This is a genomic window from Pseudomonas sp. (assembly GCF_030147005.1).
Taxonomy (GTDB): Bacteria; Pseudomonadota; Gammaproteobacteria; order Pseudomonadales; family Pseudomonadaceae; genus Aquipseudomonas.
Genome location: NZ_JASLAW010000001.1, coordinates 1 through 18,204, shown reverse-complemented (window position 1 = coordinate 18,204; position 18,204 = coordinate 1). Strand labels below are relative to the sequence as shown.

Here is an 18,204-nt window from a genome sequence, read left to right as displayed (position 1 = left end):
GGGTCAGGCTTTCTTGCGACTCGCCATCGCCGTCACTGCATAACCGATACACGCCGCCAATATCGACCCGGTCAGAATCCCCATGCGGTCCTCGCCTGCGAACTCACTCACGCCCGGCACAAATGCCAGGGAGCCGACAAACAGGCTCATGGTGAAGCCGATACCACACAGGATCGCCACGCCCAGCACCTGGCCCCAGTTCGCGCCACCGGGCAGCGAGGCGATGCCGGTCTTGATGGCCAGCCAGGTAAAGCCGAACACACCGATGGTCTTGCCGATCAACAGGCCGGCGGCAATGCCCATGGGCACGTGATGGGTAAAACTCTCGAGGCTGACGCCGGTGAGGGACACCCCGGCGTTGGCAAACGCGAACAGTGGCAGGATGGCATAAGCCACCCACGGATGCAGGGCATGCTCCAGGGTCAGCAGGGGCGAGGTTTCGGCATTTTTGGTGCGCAATGGAATGCAGAACGCCAGGGTCACCCCGGCCAGGGTGGCGTGGACGCCGCTCTTGAGCACGCACACCCACAGGATCAGGCCGATGATCATGTAGGGCCCGAGCTTGACCACACCCAGGCGGTTCATCGCTATCAAGGCGATCAAGCACGCCGCTGCACCCGCCAGGGAGGCGCCGGACAGGTCGGCGGAATAGAACAGCGCAATGACGATGATGGCGCCCAGGTCGTCAATGATTGCCAAGGTCATCAGGAACAGCTTCAGCGACACCGGCACGCGCTTGCCCAGCAGCGCCAGTACGCCCAGCGCAAAGGCGATATCCGTGGCCATCGGGATCGCCCAACCGGCGAGGGCGGCCGGGTTATCCTTGTTCAACGCCCAGTAGATGAGCGCGGGCACGACCATGCCGCCGATAGCCGCTGCGCCGGGGAGGACCACCTGCGACGGTTTGGACAGGTGGCCATCGAGCAGCTCGCGTTTGACTTCAAGACCGATCAGCAGGAAGAACAAGGCCATCAGGCCGTCGTTGATCCACAGCAAGGCGGGCTTGGCGATTTGTAGCGCGCCAACCTGTGCCACCACGGGCGTGTCCAGAAAGGCGCCGTACAGGTGCGACAAAGGTGAGTTGTTGATAATCAGCGCCAAGGCGGCAGCGGCAATCAATAACAGGCCGCTGGCAGCTTCCAGCTGGAAGAAACGGGTGAAAGTGCTACGCAGAGGCAAGGGATGCTCTCCATTCAGGTTCAATAGGTGGGTACCCTAACCCGTACCGTTAGTTGTTAAAACAAAAGTTATATTCTTATTTGTTATATGCGTTACGCAGTGCTGGCGTTGCGTTTGAGCCTAGCAATTGTGTGTCCAATTGAGTCGTTACTGTATCTGTGTGCAGTGTAGGAAAGTCCCTAAAATCAGGCTGGAATTCTTAGAGAAGCCTCCTCATGAGCGACCACCGTCCCTGGGCCCGCGAAGCCATTCGTATCATTGAAGCGGATTTCCAGCGCAGCGCCGACACCCATCTGATCCCTTTGCCACTGCCCGGTTTTCCGGGTATCGAGTTGTACTTCAAGGATGAATCCAGCCACCCGACCGGCAGCCTGAAACATCGGCTGGCGCGCTCCCTGTTCCTGTACGCGTTGTGCAATGGCTGGCTGAAGCCGGACGCACCGGTGATCGAAGCCTCCAGCGGTTCGACGGCGATCTCCGAAGCCTACTTCGCGCGCATGCTTGGCCTGCCGTTTATTGCCGTGATGCCCGCCACCACTTCCCAGGAGAAAATCGCCCAAATTGCCTTTTACGGCGGCAAGAGCCATCTGGTGCAGGATCCCACGCAGATCTACGCCGAATCCGAACGTTTGGCACAGGAAAGCGGCGGTCACTTCATGGACCAGTTCACTTACGCCGAGCGCGCCACCGATTGGCGCTCGAACAACAACATCGCCGAGTCGATCTTCCAGCAGTTGCGCTTCGAACAACACCCGGAGCCGAGCTGGCTGATTTCCAGCCCCGGAACCGGCGGTACTACCGCGACCCTGGGGCGCTACGTGCGCTATCGCCAGCATTGCACCCGCGTGTTGTGTGCCGATGCCGAACGTTCGGTGTTTTTCGATTATTACCTGAGCGGCGATGCCAGCCTGCGGCTGGACTGTGGCTCACGGATTGAAGGGATTGGCCGGCCACGGGTCGAAGCATCTTTTTTGCCAGCTGTGATCGATGCGATGGCCAAGGTGCCGGATGCGCTGTCCCTGGCGGCCATGCATTATCTGGCCGAGCGATTGGGGCGGCGAGTGGGCGGTTCCAGCGGGACGAACCTGGTCGGTGCCTTGGTGGCAGCGCAACAGATGAAAGCGGCGGGGGAGTCGGGGTCGATCGTGGCGATTTTGTGTGATGGGGGCGAGCGCTATGCCACCACTTACTATGATCAGGCATGGCTGGCGGGGCAAGGCTATGAGTTGAAAGCGTTGATCGCGGCAGTGGCCGCGACTGTCGAGCGCGGTGAGGCGCTGCCCGACACTGTCCTGCGTGCCAATATCTGAGAAGCAGCGGCAAGTTGTAAGCTTCAAGCGACAAAAAAAGCAGATTACACATCTTATTTTTTGCGTGTGGCTTGAAGCTTACAATTCGAAACTTCAGCCTTGGCTGCCCAGCATATCCCGCGCCAACGCCTCGGCAATTCGAATTCCGTCAACGCCTGCCGACAGAATGCCCCCGGCATAACCCGCGCCTTCACCGGCCGGGAACAAGCCTTTCACGTTCAAGCTCTGCATCGAATCATTGCGGGTAATCCGCAGCGGCGAAGAGGTGCGCGTCTCGATACCGGTCAAGACCGCATCGTGCAGCGAGTAGCCTTTGATCTGCTTTTCGAACGCCGGCAAGGCTTCGCGAATGGCTTCGATAGCGAAGTCGGGCAGGGCCAGGGCCAAGTCACCCAGGGATACGCCCGGCTTATAGGACGGTTCCACGCTGCCGATGGCCGTGGATGGTTTGCCTGCGATGAAATCGCCGACCAACTGGGCCGGGGCCTCGTAGTTACTGCCTCCGAGCACGTAGGCGTGAGACTCCAGGCGCTCCTGCAGTTCGATACCGGCGAGCGGGCCGCCCGGGTAATCCACCTCGGGCGTGATGCCCACCACGATGCCTGAGTTGGCGTTGCGCTCATTACGCGAATATTGGCTCATGCCGTTGGTCACGACACGATTGAGCTCGGAAGTGGCTGCCACCACGGTGCCGCCAGGGCACATGCAGAAGCTGTACACCGAGCGACCGTTCTTGGCGTGGTGCACCAACTTGTAATCGGCCGCGCCGAGTTTCGGGTGTCCGGCGTATTTGCCCAGGCGCGCGGCGTCGATCAGCGACTGTGGGTGCTCGATACGAAAGCCCACCGAGAACGGCTTGGCTTCCATGTACACACCACGGCCGTGAAGCATGCGGAAGGTGTCGCGGGCGCTGTGGCCCAGGGCGAGGATCACGTGCCTGGAGAGGATTTGCTCGCCGCCGTCGATGACCACGCCATGCAGCTGGCCATCTTCGATCAGTACGTCGGTAACCCGCTGTTCGAAGCGCACTTCACCGCCCAGGGCAATGATCTGCTGGCGCATGTTTTCCACCACGCCGGTCAGACGGAACGTACCGATATGCGGCTTGCTGACGTAGAGGATCTCTTCCGGCGCGCCGGCCTTGACGAACTCATGCAGTACCTTGCGCCCGTGGAATTTCGGGTCTTTGATCTGGCTGTACAGCTTGCCGTCGGAGAAGGTCCCGGCGCCGCCTTCGCCAAACTGCACGTTGGACTCGGGGTTGAGCACGCTTTTGCGCCACAGGCCCCAGGTGTCCTTGGTGCGTTGGCGTACTTCCTTGCCACGTTCGAGGATGATCGGCTTGAAGCCCATCTGTGCCAGCAGCAGCCCGGCGAAGATTCCGCAGGGGCCAAAACCGACCACGACCGGCCGTTCGACCAAGCCTTCGGGGGCCTTGCCCACTACGTGGTAGCTGACATCCGGTGCCGGATTGACGTTGCGATCATCGGCAAATTTGAGCAGCAGGGCAGCTTCGTCCGTCACATTCAGGTCGACGGTGTAGATGAAGCACAGCTCCGAAGACTTCTTGCGGGCATCGTAGCTGCGCTTGAACAGGGTGAAATCGAGCAGGTCATCACTGGCGATGCCCAGGCGCTGCACGATGGCAGGCCGCAGGTCTTCTTCGGGATGGTCAATGGGCAGCTTGAGTTCGGTGATTCGTAACATGACAGGATCCGGTAGGCGGCGGGCGAGGAGGCCGGCTGTTTTGCAAACCGGCGATTATAAGCCCCAATGGCGCTTTTCCGTCAGGTTAAAACGCACACGGCGCAATCAGTCGTCCCGCGAGCCACCAAATGCTGCGCAACCACGCTGTACCTGGCCGTTAACACGCAATTCGGCGGTCATGTGTTGCAGGCTGCCGCTCACGCTGTCGACGCATCGCTGCGGGGCGACCCACAATTCGACGTGCAGGTTATTGGCGTCGGTCATCAGGTTGAAGCGCCCATCACCCAGCTGTTCTTCCACATAAGGCACCGCCAGGGGCGGTTGGCCTTCGCGTTCCAGCACCATGCCCTTGGCCGTTACGCTCATCGCCCAGGCTGGCTTATGGCCGTTTGCCCGCAGGATCATGCGCTTGAAATCCGGGTCGCCACAGGCCGAGGTCGAGCGCTCGACGCGGTAAAGCTGTTGCAGGTCCACCGAACCTTGGGTGCCGCTGGCGACACCGGAAAACTTGCCACGCAAGTCTGCAAACAATGCGCCTTGCTGGCCGGCCAGGGAGGCGGCTTCCTGCAGGATGCTGGTGCCACCGGTGTCGTTGACCACGTAGTTACGCTCGTCGTTGCAAGGCTTGAACAGCAGCTTGCCGTCAACCGCCGTCAATTCACCCTGCATGCGGGTCAGTCCGACGGTAGACACCTTGGCAGGCTCGCTGTCGAACATCTGGCAAGCGGCGAACAGGGGGAACAGGGCTAGCAATGTAAGGGTCGAGGCGGCACGCATTTTCGGTCTCCAGACAAGTGCCGTCACGTTACGCAGGCTCGCGCCGCATCACAAGCCCGCAGCCCAGCTTCAGGCGATTCTTACAACCCTGGCACTCAGCCTACGATAAAGGTTTGGCCGGTCTGCAAGCCTTCGACGCTTTTTGCGTAGGCCAAAGCCACTTCGGCGCCCGCAACCGGTTTAAACCCACGGAAATACGGTGCGTAACCGCCCATGGCTTCCAACAGCACCGTAGGGCTCACGGAGTTGATGCGCAGGCCCCGTGGCAGTTCGATCGCCGCTGCCTTGACGAATGCATCCAGTGCGCCGTTGACCAGTGCCGCCGAGGCACCGGTGCGAATAGGATCACGGTTCACAATCCCGCTGGTGAAGGTAAACGACGCGCCGTCATTGGCGAACTCACGGCCGATCAACAGCAGGTTGACCTGGCCCATCAGCTTGTCACGCAAGCCCAGTTCGAAGTCGGTTTCGCTCATGTCGCCCAGCGCCACGAAGTTCACGCTGCCTGCCGCGCAGATCAGCGCGTCGAACGTGCCGGTCTGTTCGAACAGCTTGCGTATCGAGGCGCTGTTGCTGATATCGACCTGAAAGTCGCCGCTGTTGCGGCCGATGGCAATCACGTCGTGACGCTGCGCCAGTTCCGCCTTTACCGCTGAACCGATCGTGCCGTTGGCGCCAATCAAAAGGATTTTCATTGTGCTGTTCCTCCAAGTCAGGTGTAGGTTAAGTCTAGTGTGGCTTTTACGCTGGATAAACGCGCTAATAGGCAACCTTTGGTTTTCAATTGGAAACAATCGATGAGCGAAATGGATGACCTGGCGGCCTTCGCCGTGTTGATCGAAGCGGGCAGTTTCACCTTGGCGTCGGAGCAACTGGGTTGCAGCAAGGGGCAATTGTCCAAGCGGATCAGCCAACTGGAAGCGCAGTTCGCCGTGGTGCTGCTGCATCGCACCACGCGCAAGCTGAGCCTGACCGCCGCAGGTGCGGCGTTACTGCCACAGGCACAAGCGCTGGTGATGCAAGTGGAACGTGCGCGTCAGGCCTTGGCGCGGCTCAAAGATGATGTGGCCGGGCCGGTGCGTATGACGGTTCCGGTTTCATTAGGAGAAACCTTCTTCGATGGCCTGTTGCTGGAGTTTTCCAGGCAGCACCCACAGGTGCAGATCGAACTGGAGCTCAACAACAACTATCGGGATCTGGCGCGGGACGGGTTCGACCTGGGCGTACGCTCGGGGGCCATCGAGCATGAGCGGCTGGTGGTCAAGCCATTGCTGGCCTGGCACGAGATGACCTGCGCCAGCCCGGCCTATCTGGAACAGCACGGTGAACCGCTGCGCCCGGCGGATCTGGCCAGCCATAGCTGTTTGCTCAACAGTCACTACAGCGGCCGCGAGGAGTGGCTGTATCACCAGCAGCACGAGCTGTTGCGTGTGCGGGTGAGCGGCACCTTCGCTTCCAACCACTACAACCTTTTGAAAAAAGCCGCATTGGTGGGCGCCGGTATCGCTCGCCTGCCGTCCTACCTGCTGCCGGCGGAATTGGCTGATGGTCGATTACGCTGGCTGCTGCGCGACTATCAAACGCGAAGCCTGCCGATGTACCTGGTTCACCCCTATCAAGCTGGTCTGCCGCGTCGCACCCAGGTACTGGCCGATTACCTGGTGGATTGGTTCAAGCGCAGCGGCGCGACGCTGGACCGTCTTCAGCGGCAGTGACGGGCGACCCAATGGTCGATAGATAAGCGACCCGGACCCTTGGCCACCAGCAGCAATAACAGCGCAATCCAGGTGCCATGAGTCGGGTAGGCGTCCGGATAGACAAACAGCTGAATGGTCAGGCTCATGCCGATCAACGCAAGTGCCGAGAACCGCGTGGCCAATCCCAGCAGGATCAACACCGGGAAAAAGTGCTCGGCAAACGTTGCCAGGTGCGCGGCCACTTCGGGTGACAACAGCGGAACGTGGTATTCGCTGCGAAACAACGGCAAGGTCGAGGCGGCAAGTTTGGGCTCGCCAAGCTGGAAGGTGCCGCTGATCAGATCGATGGCAAAACCTTCGACCTTGGTTTGGCCGGACTTCCAGAACACCGCCGCGATAGAAAAGCGCGCCATAAAGGCGACCAGGCTGTACGGGATTTTTTCGAAAAGTGCGATGGCCTGGTTCAGCAGGTTGGCTGCGGGATTATTCATGGCGATACCTTTTGTGTCATGTGTACGTGAGTAATGGCGTCGTGGCTGATCAACAGCGTCAGGCACCGATGCAGGTTGAACTCGGGCGAGGCCTGCAAGGCATGCTCCACAGCCATTTCCAGGCCCCTGCCTTGGTTCAGGCAGTTGATAAAGGCCGCCGAGCCGCTGTCGATGGCGAAGACCTTGACCGCCAACCCTTGGCGCAAGACCAACGCGCTTTGGGCAGGCCATGGGTTCAGGTCAGCGAGGCCGCCGTCAGTCTGGTGCGCTGCCCAGACCGCCACGACCGCGTACGCAGAGCTCAGCGTGGCGAGTGATGGATGCAGTTGCAGGCTTAACTGCCCTACGTCCGCTTGACCTTGCACGTGTTGAAGAATGTGTTGCTGGCACAGCGCCGGGGTATCGGCCGCGTGATAAGCGCGCACCCGCAGGCGCTCGAGCCGTGCGACATCCGCAAGGTAGGGCACGCTGGCTGCCGGTTCGAATGCCTGGATAAAGTCGGCCAACCCGATGCCGTACTCGTTGATCAGCGGGCTGGTGGGCGGGTTGGCCTGGACGAAAAGGCTGGCCATGGCGCGGAAGAATTCATCGCCCACCAGCTGTAGCGTCACGGGATAACTGGCCGCCAAGGCGTTGATCAACGAGCTGTGGACGTTATTGCGATACACCGCAAAGCGGCTGGCGGGGTCGGCACCGTTGCTGCTGAACAGGCCATCCGGGCAGGTGTCGTCCACCGCGAGCAGGGCGTTGGCAAATGCGTTCTGAAGGCTCATGGCTTCACCCGCGACAGATGCCATTCGGCCTGCCGGGCCTCGGCCTGCAACACGCTGAAGGCCGGCACCCGGTTATCGCGCTCGATCAGCGTGGCGACCGGCCCCGTGCGTGTGAGCAGCTGTTGGTAGAGCTGCCACACCGCATCGTCGATCGGCGCACCATGATCATCGATGAGCAATCTGTCGCCCAGGCTGTCGGTGTCTTCGGCAAAGCCGGCCAGATGTATCTCGCCGACTGCATGCAAAGGTAATGCGTCGATGTAGGCCAGCGGATCACGCTGGTGATTGATGCAAGAGACGTAGACGTTGTTCACGTCCAGCAGCAAACCGCAGCCGGTGCGCCGCACGATTTCGCTGATGAAGTCCGTTTCGTCCAGGGTGGAGCGTCGGAACTGCACATAGGTCGACGGGTTTTCCAGCAGCATCGGCCGCTTGAGCGTGCTTTGCAGCTGATCTATGTGCTCGCATACCCGAGCCAGGGTGTGCGCATCGTAGGCCAGGGGCAGCAGGTCATTGAGAAAAAACGGGCCGTGGCTGGACCACGCCAGGTGTTCGGAAAATGAGTGGGGTTGGTAGCGTTCGATCAGCCTGGCCAACCGCGCCAGATGCTCGGGGTTGAGTGGACTTTCGCCGCCAATGGAGAGCCCCACGCCGTGCAACGACAGTGGGTACCGTTCGCGGATCAATTCCAGGTGATGGAGAAAAGGGCCGCCGGCCACCATGTAGTTTTCGGCATGCACTTCAAAAAAACCGATGTCGGGGTAGGTCTCAAGCACTTCGTTGATGTGCTCGGTCTTCAGTCCCAGCCCGGCCCTGTGAGGAAGGCCGGGCACCTGAGCTGGCGAGACGGTGGTCTGGGGTGAAGGCGTCATCATCAGGCCTCAGGTTTGCAGGGGGTCAGGATTTGGCGGTGAAGGCTGCTTCCTGACCGAAACCGGTCGGCGAGGTGGTGCTTGGCGTTTTAGTGCAAGTGCCGGCGGGTACCAGTTTCCAGGCGTTGGCCTGGTCTTTGGTTTTGGACGACCCGGCGCAGGACGTGCCGGCGCCGGCGGCGCAGTCGTTCTTGCCGGCTTCGGCGACGCCGAAGCATTTCTGCATGTCGTCGGCAGCATGGGCGGTGGTGGTCAGGGCAGACAGGCTCAGGGCCGAGCCGAGGGCCAGGGCGAGGGTGGCGGCGGACAGTTTGGTCGTCATGGTGTATCTCCAGCAGTGGGTTGAGTTGGCAGGCTCGATTGCCTGCTTGCACCACTAGAGAAAGGGGAAGTGACTTCGTTACAAAGGAATCGAAAATAATTTGAGATTTTTCAATTCACAAAAAAAGTGGGAGAGGGCACGCCCACTCCCACATTTAGAGCCGGGTTTAGCCGCCCAGGTACGCCTCCCGCACCTTCGGATCCGTCAGCAACTGCTCGCCGGTGCCCTGCATCACCACGCGGCCGTTTTCCAGCACATAGGCCCGGTCGGCGATTTTCAGTGCCTGGTTGGCGTTCTGTTCCACCAGAAACACCGTCACGCCGTCCTTGCGCAGCTGTTCGATGATGTCAAAGATCTGCTGGATGATGATAGGTGCCAGGCCCAGGGACGGTTCGTCGAGCAGCAACAGCTTGGGCTTGCTCATCAGCGCGCGGCCGATGGCGAGCATTTGCTGCTCACCGCCGGACATGGTGCCGCCGCGCTGGCTGAAGCGTTCCTTGAGCCGAGGGAACAGGTGCAGCACCTTGTCCATCTGTTCCTGATAGTCGCCCTTGTCGGTAAAGAACCCACCCATGGCCAGGTTCTCTTCCACGGTCAGGCGTGAAAACACGCGACGGCCTTCCGGCACCACCGCAATGCTCTTACGCATGATTTCGGCGGAGTGCTTGCCCACCAGTTCTTCACCCATGTAGCGGATGCTGCCGGTGTGTGCCTGGGGCGAACCGCACAGGGTCATCAGCAACGTCGATTTACCGGCGCCGTTGGCGCCGATCAGGGTCACGATTTCACCCTGGCGCACTTCCACATTCACGCTGTGCAGGGCCTGGATCTTGCCGTAGAAAGTGGAAACGTTTTCGAATTGCAGCATTTTACGCTTCCCCCAGATAGGCTTTGATCACTTCGGGATTGTCGCGGATCTGCTCCGGCGTCCCGTCGGCCAGCGGCGTGCCCTGGTTGATCACCACGATATGGTCAGAGATGCTCATGACCAGTTTCATGTCGTGTTCGATCAACAGCACGGTGGCGTTGTTTTCCTCACGCAACACGCCGATCAGCGCCTTGAGGTCTTCGGTTTCCTTGGGGTTCAGGCCGGCGGCCGGTTCGTCGAGCATCAGGATCCGCGGGCGGGTCATCATGCAGCGGGCGATTTCCAGGCGGCGTTGCTGACCATAGGCCAGGGTGCCGGCCGGACGGTTGGCAAACTCGGTGAGGTTGACCTTGTCCAGCCAGTACTCGGCGTACTCCATGGCCTCGCGCTCGCTTTTGCGGAACGCCGGGGTCTTGAACAGGCCGGCAAAGAAGTTGGTGTTCAGGTGACGGTGCTGGGCGATCAACAGGTTTTCGACCGCCGTCATGTCCTTGAACAACCGCACGTTCTGGAAGGTGCGCACCACGCCCTTGCGGGCGATCTCGTGACCGGCCAGGCCCTGGATCGGCTGGCCATCGAGCAGGATGTTGCCGCCGCTCGGCTTGTAGAAGCCGGTGAGGCAGTTGAACACCGTGGTCTTGCCGGCGCCGTTGGGGCCGATCAGCGCCACCACTTGTTTTTCTTTGACGGTCAGGGCTACGCCGTTGACCGCCAGCAGGCCGCCGAAGCGCATGCTCAGATTTTCGACTTTCAGGATCTCGCGGCTCATTTGCGCAGCTCCATGTGTGGACGTTGCATGGGCAGCAGGCCCTGAGGGCGCCAGATCATCATCAGCACCATCATGGCGCCGAACATCAACATGCGGTATTCGCTGAACTCACGCATCATTTCCGGCAGCAGTATCATCACGATCGCAGCCAGGATCACGCCCAACTGAGAGCCCATGCCACCGAGTACCACGATGGCGAGGATGATCGCCGACTCGATAAAGGTGAACGACTCCGGGGTCACCAGGCCTTGGCGAGCGGCGAAGAAGCTGCCGGCGAACCCGGCGAACGCGGCACCCAGGGTAAACGCGGAGAGCTTGATGATGGTCGGGTTCAGGCCCAGCGCGCGGCAGGCGATCTCATCTTCGCGCAGCGCTTCCCACGCACGCCCGATCGGCATGCGCAACAAGCGGTTGATCACGAACAGCGCGGCCAGCGCCAGCAGCAGTGCCACCAGGTACAGGAACACCACCTTGCTCACCGGGTTGTAGGCAATCCCGAAGTACTCGTGGAAGGTCTGCATGCCTTCGGCGGCGCTGCGGTCGAACGACAGCCCGAAGAAGGTAGGCTTGGGAATGCTGCTGATACCGTTGGGGCCACCGGTAATGTCGGTGAGGTTACGCAGGAACAGGCGGATGATTTCCCCGAAACCCAGGGTCACGATCGCCAGGTAGTCACCGCGCAGGCGCAATACCGGGAAGCCCAGCAGAAAGCCGAACGTGGCCGCCGCCATCCCCGCCAGCGGCAGGCAGATCCAAAAGCTCCAACCCAGGTAATGCGAGAGAAGCGCGTAGGTGTAGGCGCCCACGGCGTAGAAACCCACATAGCCCAGGTCGAGCAGGCCGGCCAGGCCCACCACGATGTTCAGGCCCAGGCCCAGCAACACGTAGATGAGGATCAGGGTGGCGATGTCGACGGCGCCGCGTGAGCCGAAGAACGGCCAGATCAGCGCGGCGATGATCAGAGCGATGATGATGTAGCGCTGAGTGCGCGGCAGGGTCAGGAATTGGCTGACCTTGGGCGACACCAACGGGCCACGGTTGCCCTTGAACAAGGCACCGACCTGCTGGGTGAACAGCACGCGCAGGAACATCAGTACCGAGCACAGGGCAATGATGGTCAGGGTCACGGGCCCGGTGCCATGCACTTCCAGGTTGATGCCGACAATGCTCAGCTTGAGGCCGAGTACCGGAAAGGCCACGGCCCATACCAGCAATGCGCTGAAAAACGCCGATTTAAGATATCTGCTCATACTTTCTCAACCTCCGGACGGCCCAGGATGCCGGTCGGACGGAACAACAACACCAGAACCAACAAGCCGAACGCGACCACGTCCTTGTACTGGTCACCGAAAATATCGGCGCCAAACGCTTCGGCCACACCCAGCACCAGCCCGCCGAGCATGGCGCCCGGAATGCTGCCGATGCCGCCCAGCACCGCCGCGGTAAAGGCCTTGAGGCCTACCAGGAAACCGGCGTTGGGGTTGATCACGCCGTACTGCATGCTCAGCAACACGGCAGCGACCGCCGCCAGTGCGGCACCGATCACGAAGGTCAGGGCAATGATGTTGTTGGTGTTGATGCCCAGCAGGTTGGCCATCTTGATGTCTTCGGCGCAGGCCCGGCAGGCGCGCCCCAGACGAGAGCGGGAAATGAACAGCGTGAGGCCGAGCATCGCCACCAGGGTGACGATGAAGACCAAAATCTGCATGTAGGAAATCAGCACTTCTTCCGCGCCACCGGGGCCGAAGGAGATGCTTCCCGGAATCAGGTTGGGAATGGACTTGTCCTTGGAGTCCTGGGACAGCAATACGGTGTTCTGCAGGAAAATCGACATGCCGATGGCGGAAATCAGCGGGATCAACCGGTTGCTGCCGCGCAAGGGCCGGTAGGCAACACGCTCGATACTGTAGCCGTAGGCACTGGTCACGATGATCGATGCAAGGAACGCAGCGGTCATCAACAGCGGCAGGGAGTGGATTCCCATCATGGCCAGCCCGGCAAGGGCGATGAAGGCCACGTAGGAACCAATCATGTACACCTCGCCATGGGCGAAGTTAATCATTCCAATGATGCCGTAAACCATGGTGTAGCCAATGGCTATCAAGGCATAGGTGCTGCCAATGGTCAGGCCATTAACCAGCTGTTGGAAAAAATGATAGATCTCAGGCATTACAGCGCTCCTAAAAACCCGATACGCATTTCACTGGTGGAGTCATGTTCCGGCCCTGCGCTGTGTTCTTCGAGCACATTTGCACAAAGCGTTTGCCAGCGAACCGCTGGTGACGGTTTTAAGATTTTCAGGTGAACCAGCGCCCGGATCGCGGATGCATGGCCCATAAACCTCGTAAAACAAAGCCCACTGCTCTCACAGTGGGCTTGTTGACCAGTAACGCCTGGCTTACTGAGGGGAAACTTCGGTTTTTGGTTTGCCGAAGTGCCATTCGTAGACCACGAACTTGAAGTCCTTCAGGTCGCCCTTGGCGTCGAAGCTGAGGTCGCCGGTAGGAGTCTTGAAGGTACCCGCGTGGATGGCCTCGGCCACCTTGGCGGTGTCTTCGCTCTTGGCAGCCTTGATGCCGCCGGCGATGACTTCAATGGCCGAGTAAGCCGGGAACACGAACGGACCGGTTGGGTCCTGCTTGTTCTTGGCGAACTCTTCAACGATGGCTTTGTTGGCAGGGTCGGTGTCGAAGGATTTCGGCAGGGTTACCAGCAGGCCTTCGGAAGCGCCCTGGGCGATTTGCGAGATGGAGTCGTTGCCGACGCCCTCTGGGCCCATGAACTTGGCGTTCAGGCCTTTTTCCTTGGCCTGGCGCAGGATCAGGCCCAGCTCAGGGTGGTAGCCGCCGTAGTAGACGAAGTCGACGTTGGCTTGCTTGAGTTTCTGGATGATCGAGGAGAAGTCTTTGTCGCCGGCGTTCAAACCTTCGAAGACGGCAACTTTGACGCCTTTTTCTTCAAGGGTTTTCTTCACGGCGCTGGCGATGCCTTCACCGTATTGCTGCTTGTCGTGCAGCACGGCAACGATCTTCGGTTTTACGTGGTCGGCGATGTAGTTACCGGCCGCCGGGCCTTGAGCGCTGTCCAGGCCGATGGTGCGGAAGATCAGCTTGTAGCCGCGGGAAGTGATTTCAGGGCTGGTGGCGGCGGGGGTAATCATGATGACGCCTTCGTCTTCATAAATATCCGACGCTGGCTGAGTGGAGCTGGAGCACAGGTGACCGACCACGAACTTGACGCCGTCATTGACCACTTTGTTGGCCACGGCAACGGCTTGTTTCGGATCGCAAGCGTCGTCGTATTCCTTGGCCTCAAGCATCTTGCCATCCACGCCGCCCTTGGCGTTGATGTCGGCGATGGCCTGCTTGGCGCCCATGAACTGCATGTCGCCGTATTGCGTTACAGGCCCGGTCTTGGGACCGGCGATGCCGATCTTGATGGTGTCAGCTGCGAACGAATGGCCGGCAACCCCAGCCAGGACCATAGCGGCAAACAGTTTGGAAATCTGCTTAGTAGCCTTATTCATAGTGCTCCACTCTTACTGTTGTATTTTTTATAGTTCTAGCGGCCTTGTGAGCTGCAGAACCGGATCAGATATCTCGGATATCCCCCGGCGATGCCCTGGCAACTGTACCGGTACAGTGTAGAGCGCCGGTTGATCGCTTGAAAAGCTGGCTGCTGGGGGCAAAACCGGGTCGTGTCGCTTAAATGAAAGAAAAAGACAGAATTGCGGCGGGGTAATGCCAGCCCATCAAGCATTCCTTGGCCCTTCCGACACATTCAATCGCTACTTCATTTGCTACTGGGTTTTTCTGGCTGAGCTGCGACGCTATGATTGCGCCGATTTTTTACTCAGGTGAACTCCCATGACGCAAGAACCTAGCACCCTCTATGCCAAGCTGCTCGGTGAAACTGCCGAAATTTCCTGGAAGGAGCTTGAACCGTTCTTTGCCAAGGGTGCCCTATTGTGGGTCGAGGCTGGCCTGGATTTGATCGAAGCGGCCGAGGCAATGGCGCAGGACAATCGCGATAAAGTCGCTGCCTGGCTGGCTGCGGGCAGCCTTGGCGAGGTGTCTGCGACGCGGGCGCTGGACCTGGTCGAGCGTGATCCAGGCTTGTGGGCGGTAGTGGTCTCGCCTTGGATTTTGATCCAGGAAAGGGCGTCGGAATAACCCGCTGATCCAAAATGGTGCGCCGTTCAGGCCTCGATGAGTGTGTAGCGGAGTAACCGCTTTGCCCGTGATGGCATCTTGCCGTAGAGAAAGGTCACAGGTGACGGTGACGTTAACGTCACGGGAACAGTTAGAGCGCTGGCGTGAATGCCGGGCAATTGTTTCAAGGTGTTAAACCGGGGCCACATCAGCGAATGGGCCTGACGGTAGACGGCGGGCTGATGCGCGCCGGGGCAGGTTCCTTCGGTGTCGGTGCGTCCTTATTGCCGCCTGTGCTGAGTGCGTGGAGCGGGTTGCGTATCTGCATGCCCTGCATCACGCCGATGACCTCGCTGAACGCCACCGCCGGGCTCAGCAGATAGCCCTGAATGAAATCGCAGCCATGCTTGAGCAACAGCTCGAATTGCGCTTGGGTTTCCACCCCTTCGGTCACCACTTCCAAGTGCAGGGTATGCGCCATGCCAATCACAGCCTGGACGATTTCGCTGTCGGCGGTGGACCTGGGAATGTCCTGAATAAACGAACGGTCGATCTTCAAAGTATTGAGCGGCAAGCGCTTGAGGTAGGCCAGCGATGAATAGCCGGTGCCGAAGTCGTCGATCGCCAGGGATACACCCAAGGCGCGGATCTGCCTTAACAAGGCCAGGGTGCTGCTGATATTGCCCATCAACGCGTTTTCGGTGACTTCCAGCTCAAGGCGATTGGCGCTAATGCCGGCAAAACGCAGGGCGGCTTCGATTTCATCCGCCAGTTCATCACGGGCCAGGTTCAGGGCCGAGCAGTTCACAGCCATGGTCAGCTCGGTGTAGCCGCGATCAGACAGCTGGCTCAGATCGTGACAGGCCTGGCGCAATACCCAGTGGTCCAGTTCGGCAATCAGGCCGTTAGTCTCGGCAATCCCGATAAACCGGTCCGGAGCCAGTAACCCGTGTTGCGGGTGCTGCCAGCGCACCAGGGCCTCCAGACGCGTGACCTTGCCGAGCTTCATGTCGAAGATCGGCTGATAGAACAGCACCAGTTCGTTGCGCGTGCGGAGGGCGGCGCGCAGTTCTTCTTCCAGTTGCAGCTCAAGGAAGGCGCGGGTTTTCAGGTTGGAACTGAAGAAATGCAGGCTGTTGCGCCCAGCGTCCTTGGATTGGTAAAGCGCCAGGTCGGCGGTTTTCAGCAGTTCTTCACAGGTTTGCCCATCGTCGGGAAACAGGCTGATACCGATGCTGGTGGTCATAACCATGCGCCGGCCCGCCAGCTCGATGGGGTCTTGCATTTTTTGCATGATGCGCTGGGCCATGTGCCGGGCTTCGTCGCGATGATGAATATTGATCAGAATGCAGAACTCATCCCCGCCAAAGCGCGCGACCACGTCGGCATGGCTACGCACCGAGCTTTTGATATGGCCTGCCAGCACGGTGAGCAATTGATCGCCGGCATCGTGCCCGAGGCTGTCGTTGATACGCTTGAAATGGTCAATGTCGAGGAATATCACCGCCATCATGCCGTTGGTTGCACTTTTCTCCGCGATTTTTTCGGCAAAGATCTGATTGAAGCCCCGCCGATTGAGCAAGCTGGTCAGCGCGTCGTAATGGGCCACCTGTTGCAGTGAGGCACGGGCCTGGTCCAGTTCGCTGAGCAGCGCGTTGACCCGGCGTAAATCGCGTTCCTTGTGTTGCAACTTTTTGTCCGCCAGGGCCGCGCTGACACTGCTGCCTATAACCAGCAAGGTAATCACCGCCACCGACAAGCCCAGTTGAAGCGGATTGTTACCGGTTGGCGGGGACATATCTGCACCGTTTGGCACCAGCATTTGCATGGCGGCCATGCCGGTGAAGTGCATGCTCAGGATGCCGGCGCCCAGCACCAGGCTGGCGGCATATTTAAGCAATTGATGAAACACGCCGGCACCGTTGCGCAGGTAGCTCGACAGCAATAACGCCGCCAGGCTTGCGCCGATGGCAATCGCGACCGAGCCTATGAACAGCCCGGAGTCGAAATACACCTGGGCCTGGGAACGCATGGCCGACATGCCGACGTAGTGCATCAGCGCGATACCGAGTCCCATCCACACCGAGGCGACCAGGTACTGGTGCAACCGCAGGTGCGCATGACTGAGGGTTTGCATGGCGAACAGCGAAGCGATCAGGGCAATGACCAGCGAGGCGAAGGTCACGGGCAATTCGAAATGAATGGCGATGGGAGCCTGGAATGCCAGCATGCTGATGAAATGGGTCGACCAGATACCGCCCGCCAGGCACCCTGCGCCCAACCAGCGCCAGCGGCGGCGGGCGGTGGCGTCTTCGACATGGCCGACGCGTTCGGCCATGTCCAGCGTGCCGAAGCCCGCCGCGCAGGCGACCAGGTAGGCCAGCAGCACCAGAAAAGGGTTATGACTGCAATTGAGTAATAAGTGCCCGTTGTCTGGAAGGTCGGTGAAAAAATGCAGCCCCAGCCATTCCATAGCGTGTCCCATCATAGAGTCGCGTCACCGTCTGAGGCGATGACCTATGAGGTCGAGTATAGAAGTCTCGCGGAATTTGCCATGAATAATGGCACTTTGATTTTGATTATTTTTGCATGCCGCCCATAGCGTTTGCTGCTAAGCGCTGATGGGCAAATCCAGCTCAAAAGGCGGTTCATCGAGAGGCGCCAGGCCGAAGGCGGCACGGGCGGCGTCGCAATCGACGTTTTGCACGCCCTGGCTCCACGATGCGTCGAACTCGCGGCAGGGGCTTGAGCGCTGTTCATAAATTGTACAGCGTGTGCCTTTGCCCACTTCGCCCACAAGGCTGCAGCAGCGTGCGGGCTTCTGGTCGGTTCCGATCATCGCCACGCGGGTGGGGTTGATCTGCACCACCAAGTCATCGGGCACGGTACCGCCCGATGAGGCGCACTCGCCCCAGAAGAAAGACACACGAAAGTATGAACAGCAGGCACCGCAATTCAGACACGGACTGGCTTCGGACATGGGCGTCATCGATTAAGGATAGGTAAGGGGGGACTGCGGGAAGGCTCGCCATTCTATCTGGGTCATGGCCGTTGGGAAGGGGGCCGCCCACATATATTTTCGTAGGGAAAGTCTAGTAATTGCGGGTGAAATCACGCCCTATCAGCTTCACGAATCATTACAGACAAGCGTTGCCGGTCTGACTATGTTGCAGGTACCCGAGCAGGATGCAGTGGGCATCGCAGCTCTCATAACAATAAAAGAGACGGACCCATGCAGAACTCGACCCAAGCGGCGAATGCCTGGCGCATTCTGTTCCTGCTGTTCCT

At 59.8% G+C, this 18,204-nt stretch carries 18 protein-coding genes; 3 read left to right on the top strand and 15 right to left on the bottom strand.

What is annotated here, in order from left to right; translation table 11 throughout:
• Positions 1 to 3: 3 nt before the first annotated feature.
• Positions 4 to 1,179, bottom strand: coding sequence for a Na+/H+ antiporter NhaA (gene nhaA / locus Q1V60_RS00090; RefSeq protein WP_300626606.1), 1,176 nt, complete (start codon positions 1,177 to 1,179; stop codon positions 4 to 6).
• 215 nt (positions 1,180 to 1,394) lie between these two features.
• Here nhaA and Q1V60_RS00085 point away from each other — a divergent pair, with 215 nt between their 5' ends.
• Entirely contained in the window at positions 1,395 to 2,489 is a 1,095-nt protein-coding gene (locus Q1V60_RS00085) for a PLP-dependent cysteine synthase family protein (protein ID WP_300626604.1), read from the top strand.
• 93 nt (positions 2,490 to 2,582) lie between these two features.
• On the opposite strand, the gene Q1V60_RS00080 is transcribed toward Q1V60_RS00085, so the two are convergent.
• The 3 genes from Q1V60_RS00080 to Q1V60_RS00070 form a co-directional block, all read right to left on the bottom strand.
• Positions 2,583 to 4,196, bottom strand: coding sequence for an NAD(P)/FAD-dependent oxidoreductase (locus tag Q1V60_RS00080; RefSeq protein ID WP_300626602.1), 1,614 nt, complete (start codon positions 4,194 to 4,196; stop codon positions 2,583 to 2,585).
• Positions 4,197 to 4,301: 105 nt separating this feature from the next.
• Positions 4,302 to 4,973: a hypothetical protein gene (locus Q1V60_RS00075; RefSeq protein ID WP_300626600.1), complete on the bottom strand. Its 672-nt coding sequence runs from the start codon at positions 4,971 to 4,973 to the stop codon at positions 4,302 to 4,304.
• A gap of 95 nt (positions 4,974 to 5,068) precedes the next feature.
• Positions 5,069 to 5,668 carry a short chain dehydrogenase gene (locus tag Q1V60_RS00070; protein ID WP_300626599.1) on the bottom strand — a complete coding sequence of 200 codons (600 nt, stop codon included), beginning with the start codon at positions 5,666 to 5,668 and terminating at the stop codon, positions 5,069 to 5,071.
• A gap of 102 nt (positions 5,669 to 5,770) precedes the next feature.
• Between Q1V60_RS00070 and Q1V60_RS00065 the strand changes: the two genes are divergently transcribed.
• Positions 5,771 to 6,688: a LysR family transcriptional regulator gene (locus tag Q1V60_RS00065; protein ID WP_300626597.1), complete on the top strand. Its 918-nt coding sequence runs from the start codon at positions 5,771 to 5,773 to the stop codon at positions 6,686 to 6,688.
• Here Q1V60_RS00065 and Q1V60_RS00060 read toward each other — a convergent pair.
• The 9 genes from Q1V60_RS00060 to Q1V60_RS00020 all read right to left on the bottom strand — a co-directional run bounded on the left by Q1V60_RS00060 (position 6,676) and on the right by Q1V60_RS00020 (position 14,291).
• A complete protein-coding gene (locus tag Q1V60_RS00060) occupies positions 6,676 to 7,161 on the bottom strand; it encodes a DoxX family protein (RefSeq protein WP_300626595.1) in 486 nt (161 codons plus the stop codon). The two genes, Q1V60_RS00065 and Q1V60_RS00060, sit on opposite strands and share 13 nt — an antisense overlap.
• Positions 7,158 to 7,934 carry a DNA-binding domain-containing protein gene (locus tag Q1V60_RS00055; protein WP_300626593.1) on the bottom strand — a complete coding sequence of 259 codons (777 nt, stop codon included), beginning with the start codon at positions 7,932 to 7,934 and terminating at the stop codon, positions 7,158 to 7,160. The genes Q1V60_RS00060 and Q1V60_RS00055 overlap by 4 nt, the downstream gene beginning before the upstream one ends.
• Positions 7,931 to 8,809, bottom strand: coding sequence for a DUF692 domain-containing protein (locus Q1V60_RS00050; protein WP_300626589.1), 879 nt, complete (start codon positions 8,807 to 8,809; stop codon positions 7,931 to 7,933). Before Q1V60_RS00050 ends, Q1V60_RS00055 begins: the two co-directional genes overlap by 4 nt.
• A 22-nt stretch (positions 8,810 to 8,831) precedes the next feature.
• Complete coding sequence (locus Q1V60_RS00045) at positions 8,832 to 9,128, bottom strand: DUF2282 domain-containing protein (RefSeq protein ID WP_300626583.1); 297 nt, start codon at positions 9,126 to 9,128, stop codon at positions 8,832 to 8,834.
• Between the two features lie 166 nt (positions 9,129 to 9,294).
• Positions 9,295 to 9,996, bottom strand: coding sequence for an ABC transporter ATP-binding protein (locus Q1V60_RS00040; RefSeq protein WP_300626575.1), 702 nt, complete (start codon positions 9,994 to 9,996; stop codon positions 9,295 to 9,297).
• A 1-nt stretch (position 9,997) separates the two neighbouring features.
• Entirely contained in the window at positions 9,998 to 10,765 is a 768-nt protein-coding gene (gene livG, locus Q1V60_RS00035) for a high-affinity branched-chain amino acid ABC transporter ATP-binding protein LivG (RefSeq protein ID WP_065893410.1), read from the bottom strand.
• Positions 10,762 to 12,015, bottom strand: a complete 1,254-nt coding sequence (locus Q1V60_RS00030) for a high-affinity branched-chain amino acid ABC transporter permease LivM (protein WP_300626564.1) — start codon at positions 12,013 to 12,015, stop codon at positions 10,762 to 10,764. Before Q1V60_RS00030 ends, livG begins: the two co-directional genes overlap by 4 nt.
• Positions 12,012 to 12,935 (bottom strand): high-affinity branched-chain amino acid ABC transporter permease LivH, encoded by a 924-nt coding sequence (gene livH, locus Q1V60_RS00025; RefSeq protein ID WP_122483359.1) that lies wholly within the window; start codon positions 12,933 to 12,935, stop codon positions 12,012 to 12,014. Before livH ends, Q1V60_RS00030 begins: the two co-directional genes overlap by 4 nt.
• A 228-nt stretch (positions 12,936 to 13,163) precedes the next feature.
• Positions 13,164 to 14,291 (bottom strand): branched-chain amino acid ABC transporter substrate-binding protein, encoded by a 1,128-nt coding sequence (locus Q1V60_RS00020; RefSeq protein WP_300626559.1) that lies wholly within the window; start codon positions 14,289 to 14,291, stop codon positions 13,164 to 13,166.
• Positions 14,292 to 14,631: 340 nt separating this feature from the next.
• On the opposite strand from Q1V60_RS00020, the gene Q1V60_RS00015 reads away from it, so the two are divergent.
• Positions 14,632 to 14,937: a DUF2288 domain-containing protein gene (locus Q1V60_RS00015; RefSeq protein ID WP_300626556.1), complete on the top strand. Its 306-nt coding sequence runs from the start codon at positions 14,632 to 14,634 to the stop codon at positions 14,935 to 14,937.
• A 187-nt stretch (positions 14,938 to 15,124) separates the two neighbouring features.
• On the opposite strand, the gene Q1V60_RS00010 is transcribed toward Q1V60_RS00015, so the two are convergent.
• The gene (locus Q1V60_RS00010; RefSeq protein WP_300626649.1) at positions 15,125 to 17,389 is read right to left on the bottom strand and encodes a bifunctional diguanylate cyclase/phosphodiesterase; all 2,265 of its coding nucleotides are present in this window, start codon (positions 17,387 to 17,389) and stop codon (positions 15,125 to 15,127) included.
• A gap of 138 nt (positions 17,390 to 17,527) precedes the next feature.
• Positions 17,528 to 17,896, bottom strand: coding sequence for a YkgJ family cysteine cluster protein (locus tag Q1V60_RS00005; RefSeq protein ID WP_300626553.1), 369 nt, complete (start codon positions 17,894 to 17,896; stop codon positions 17,528 to 17,530).
• Positions 17,897 to 18,204 lie beyond the last annotated feature (308 nt).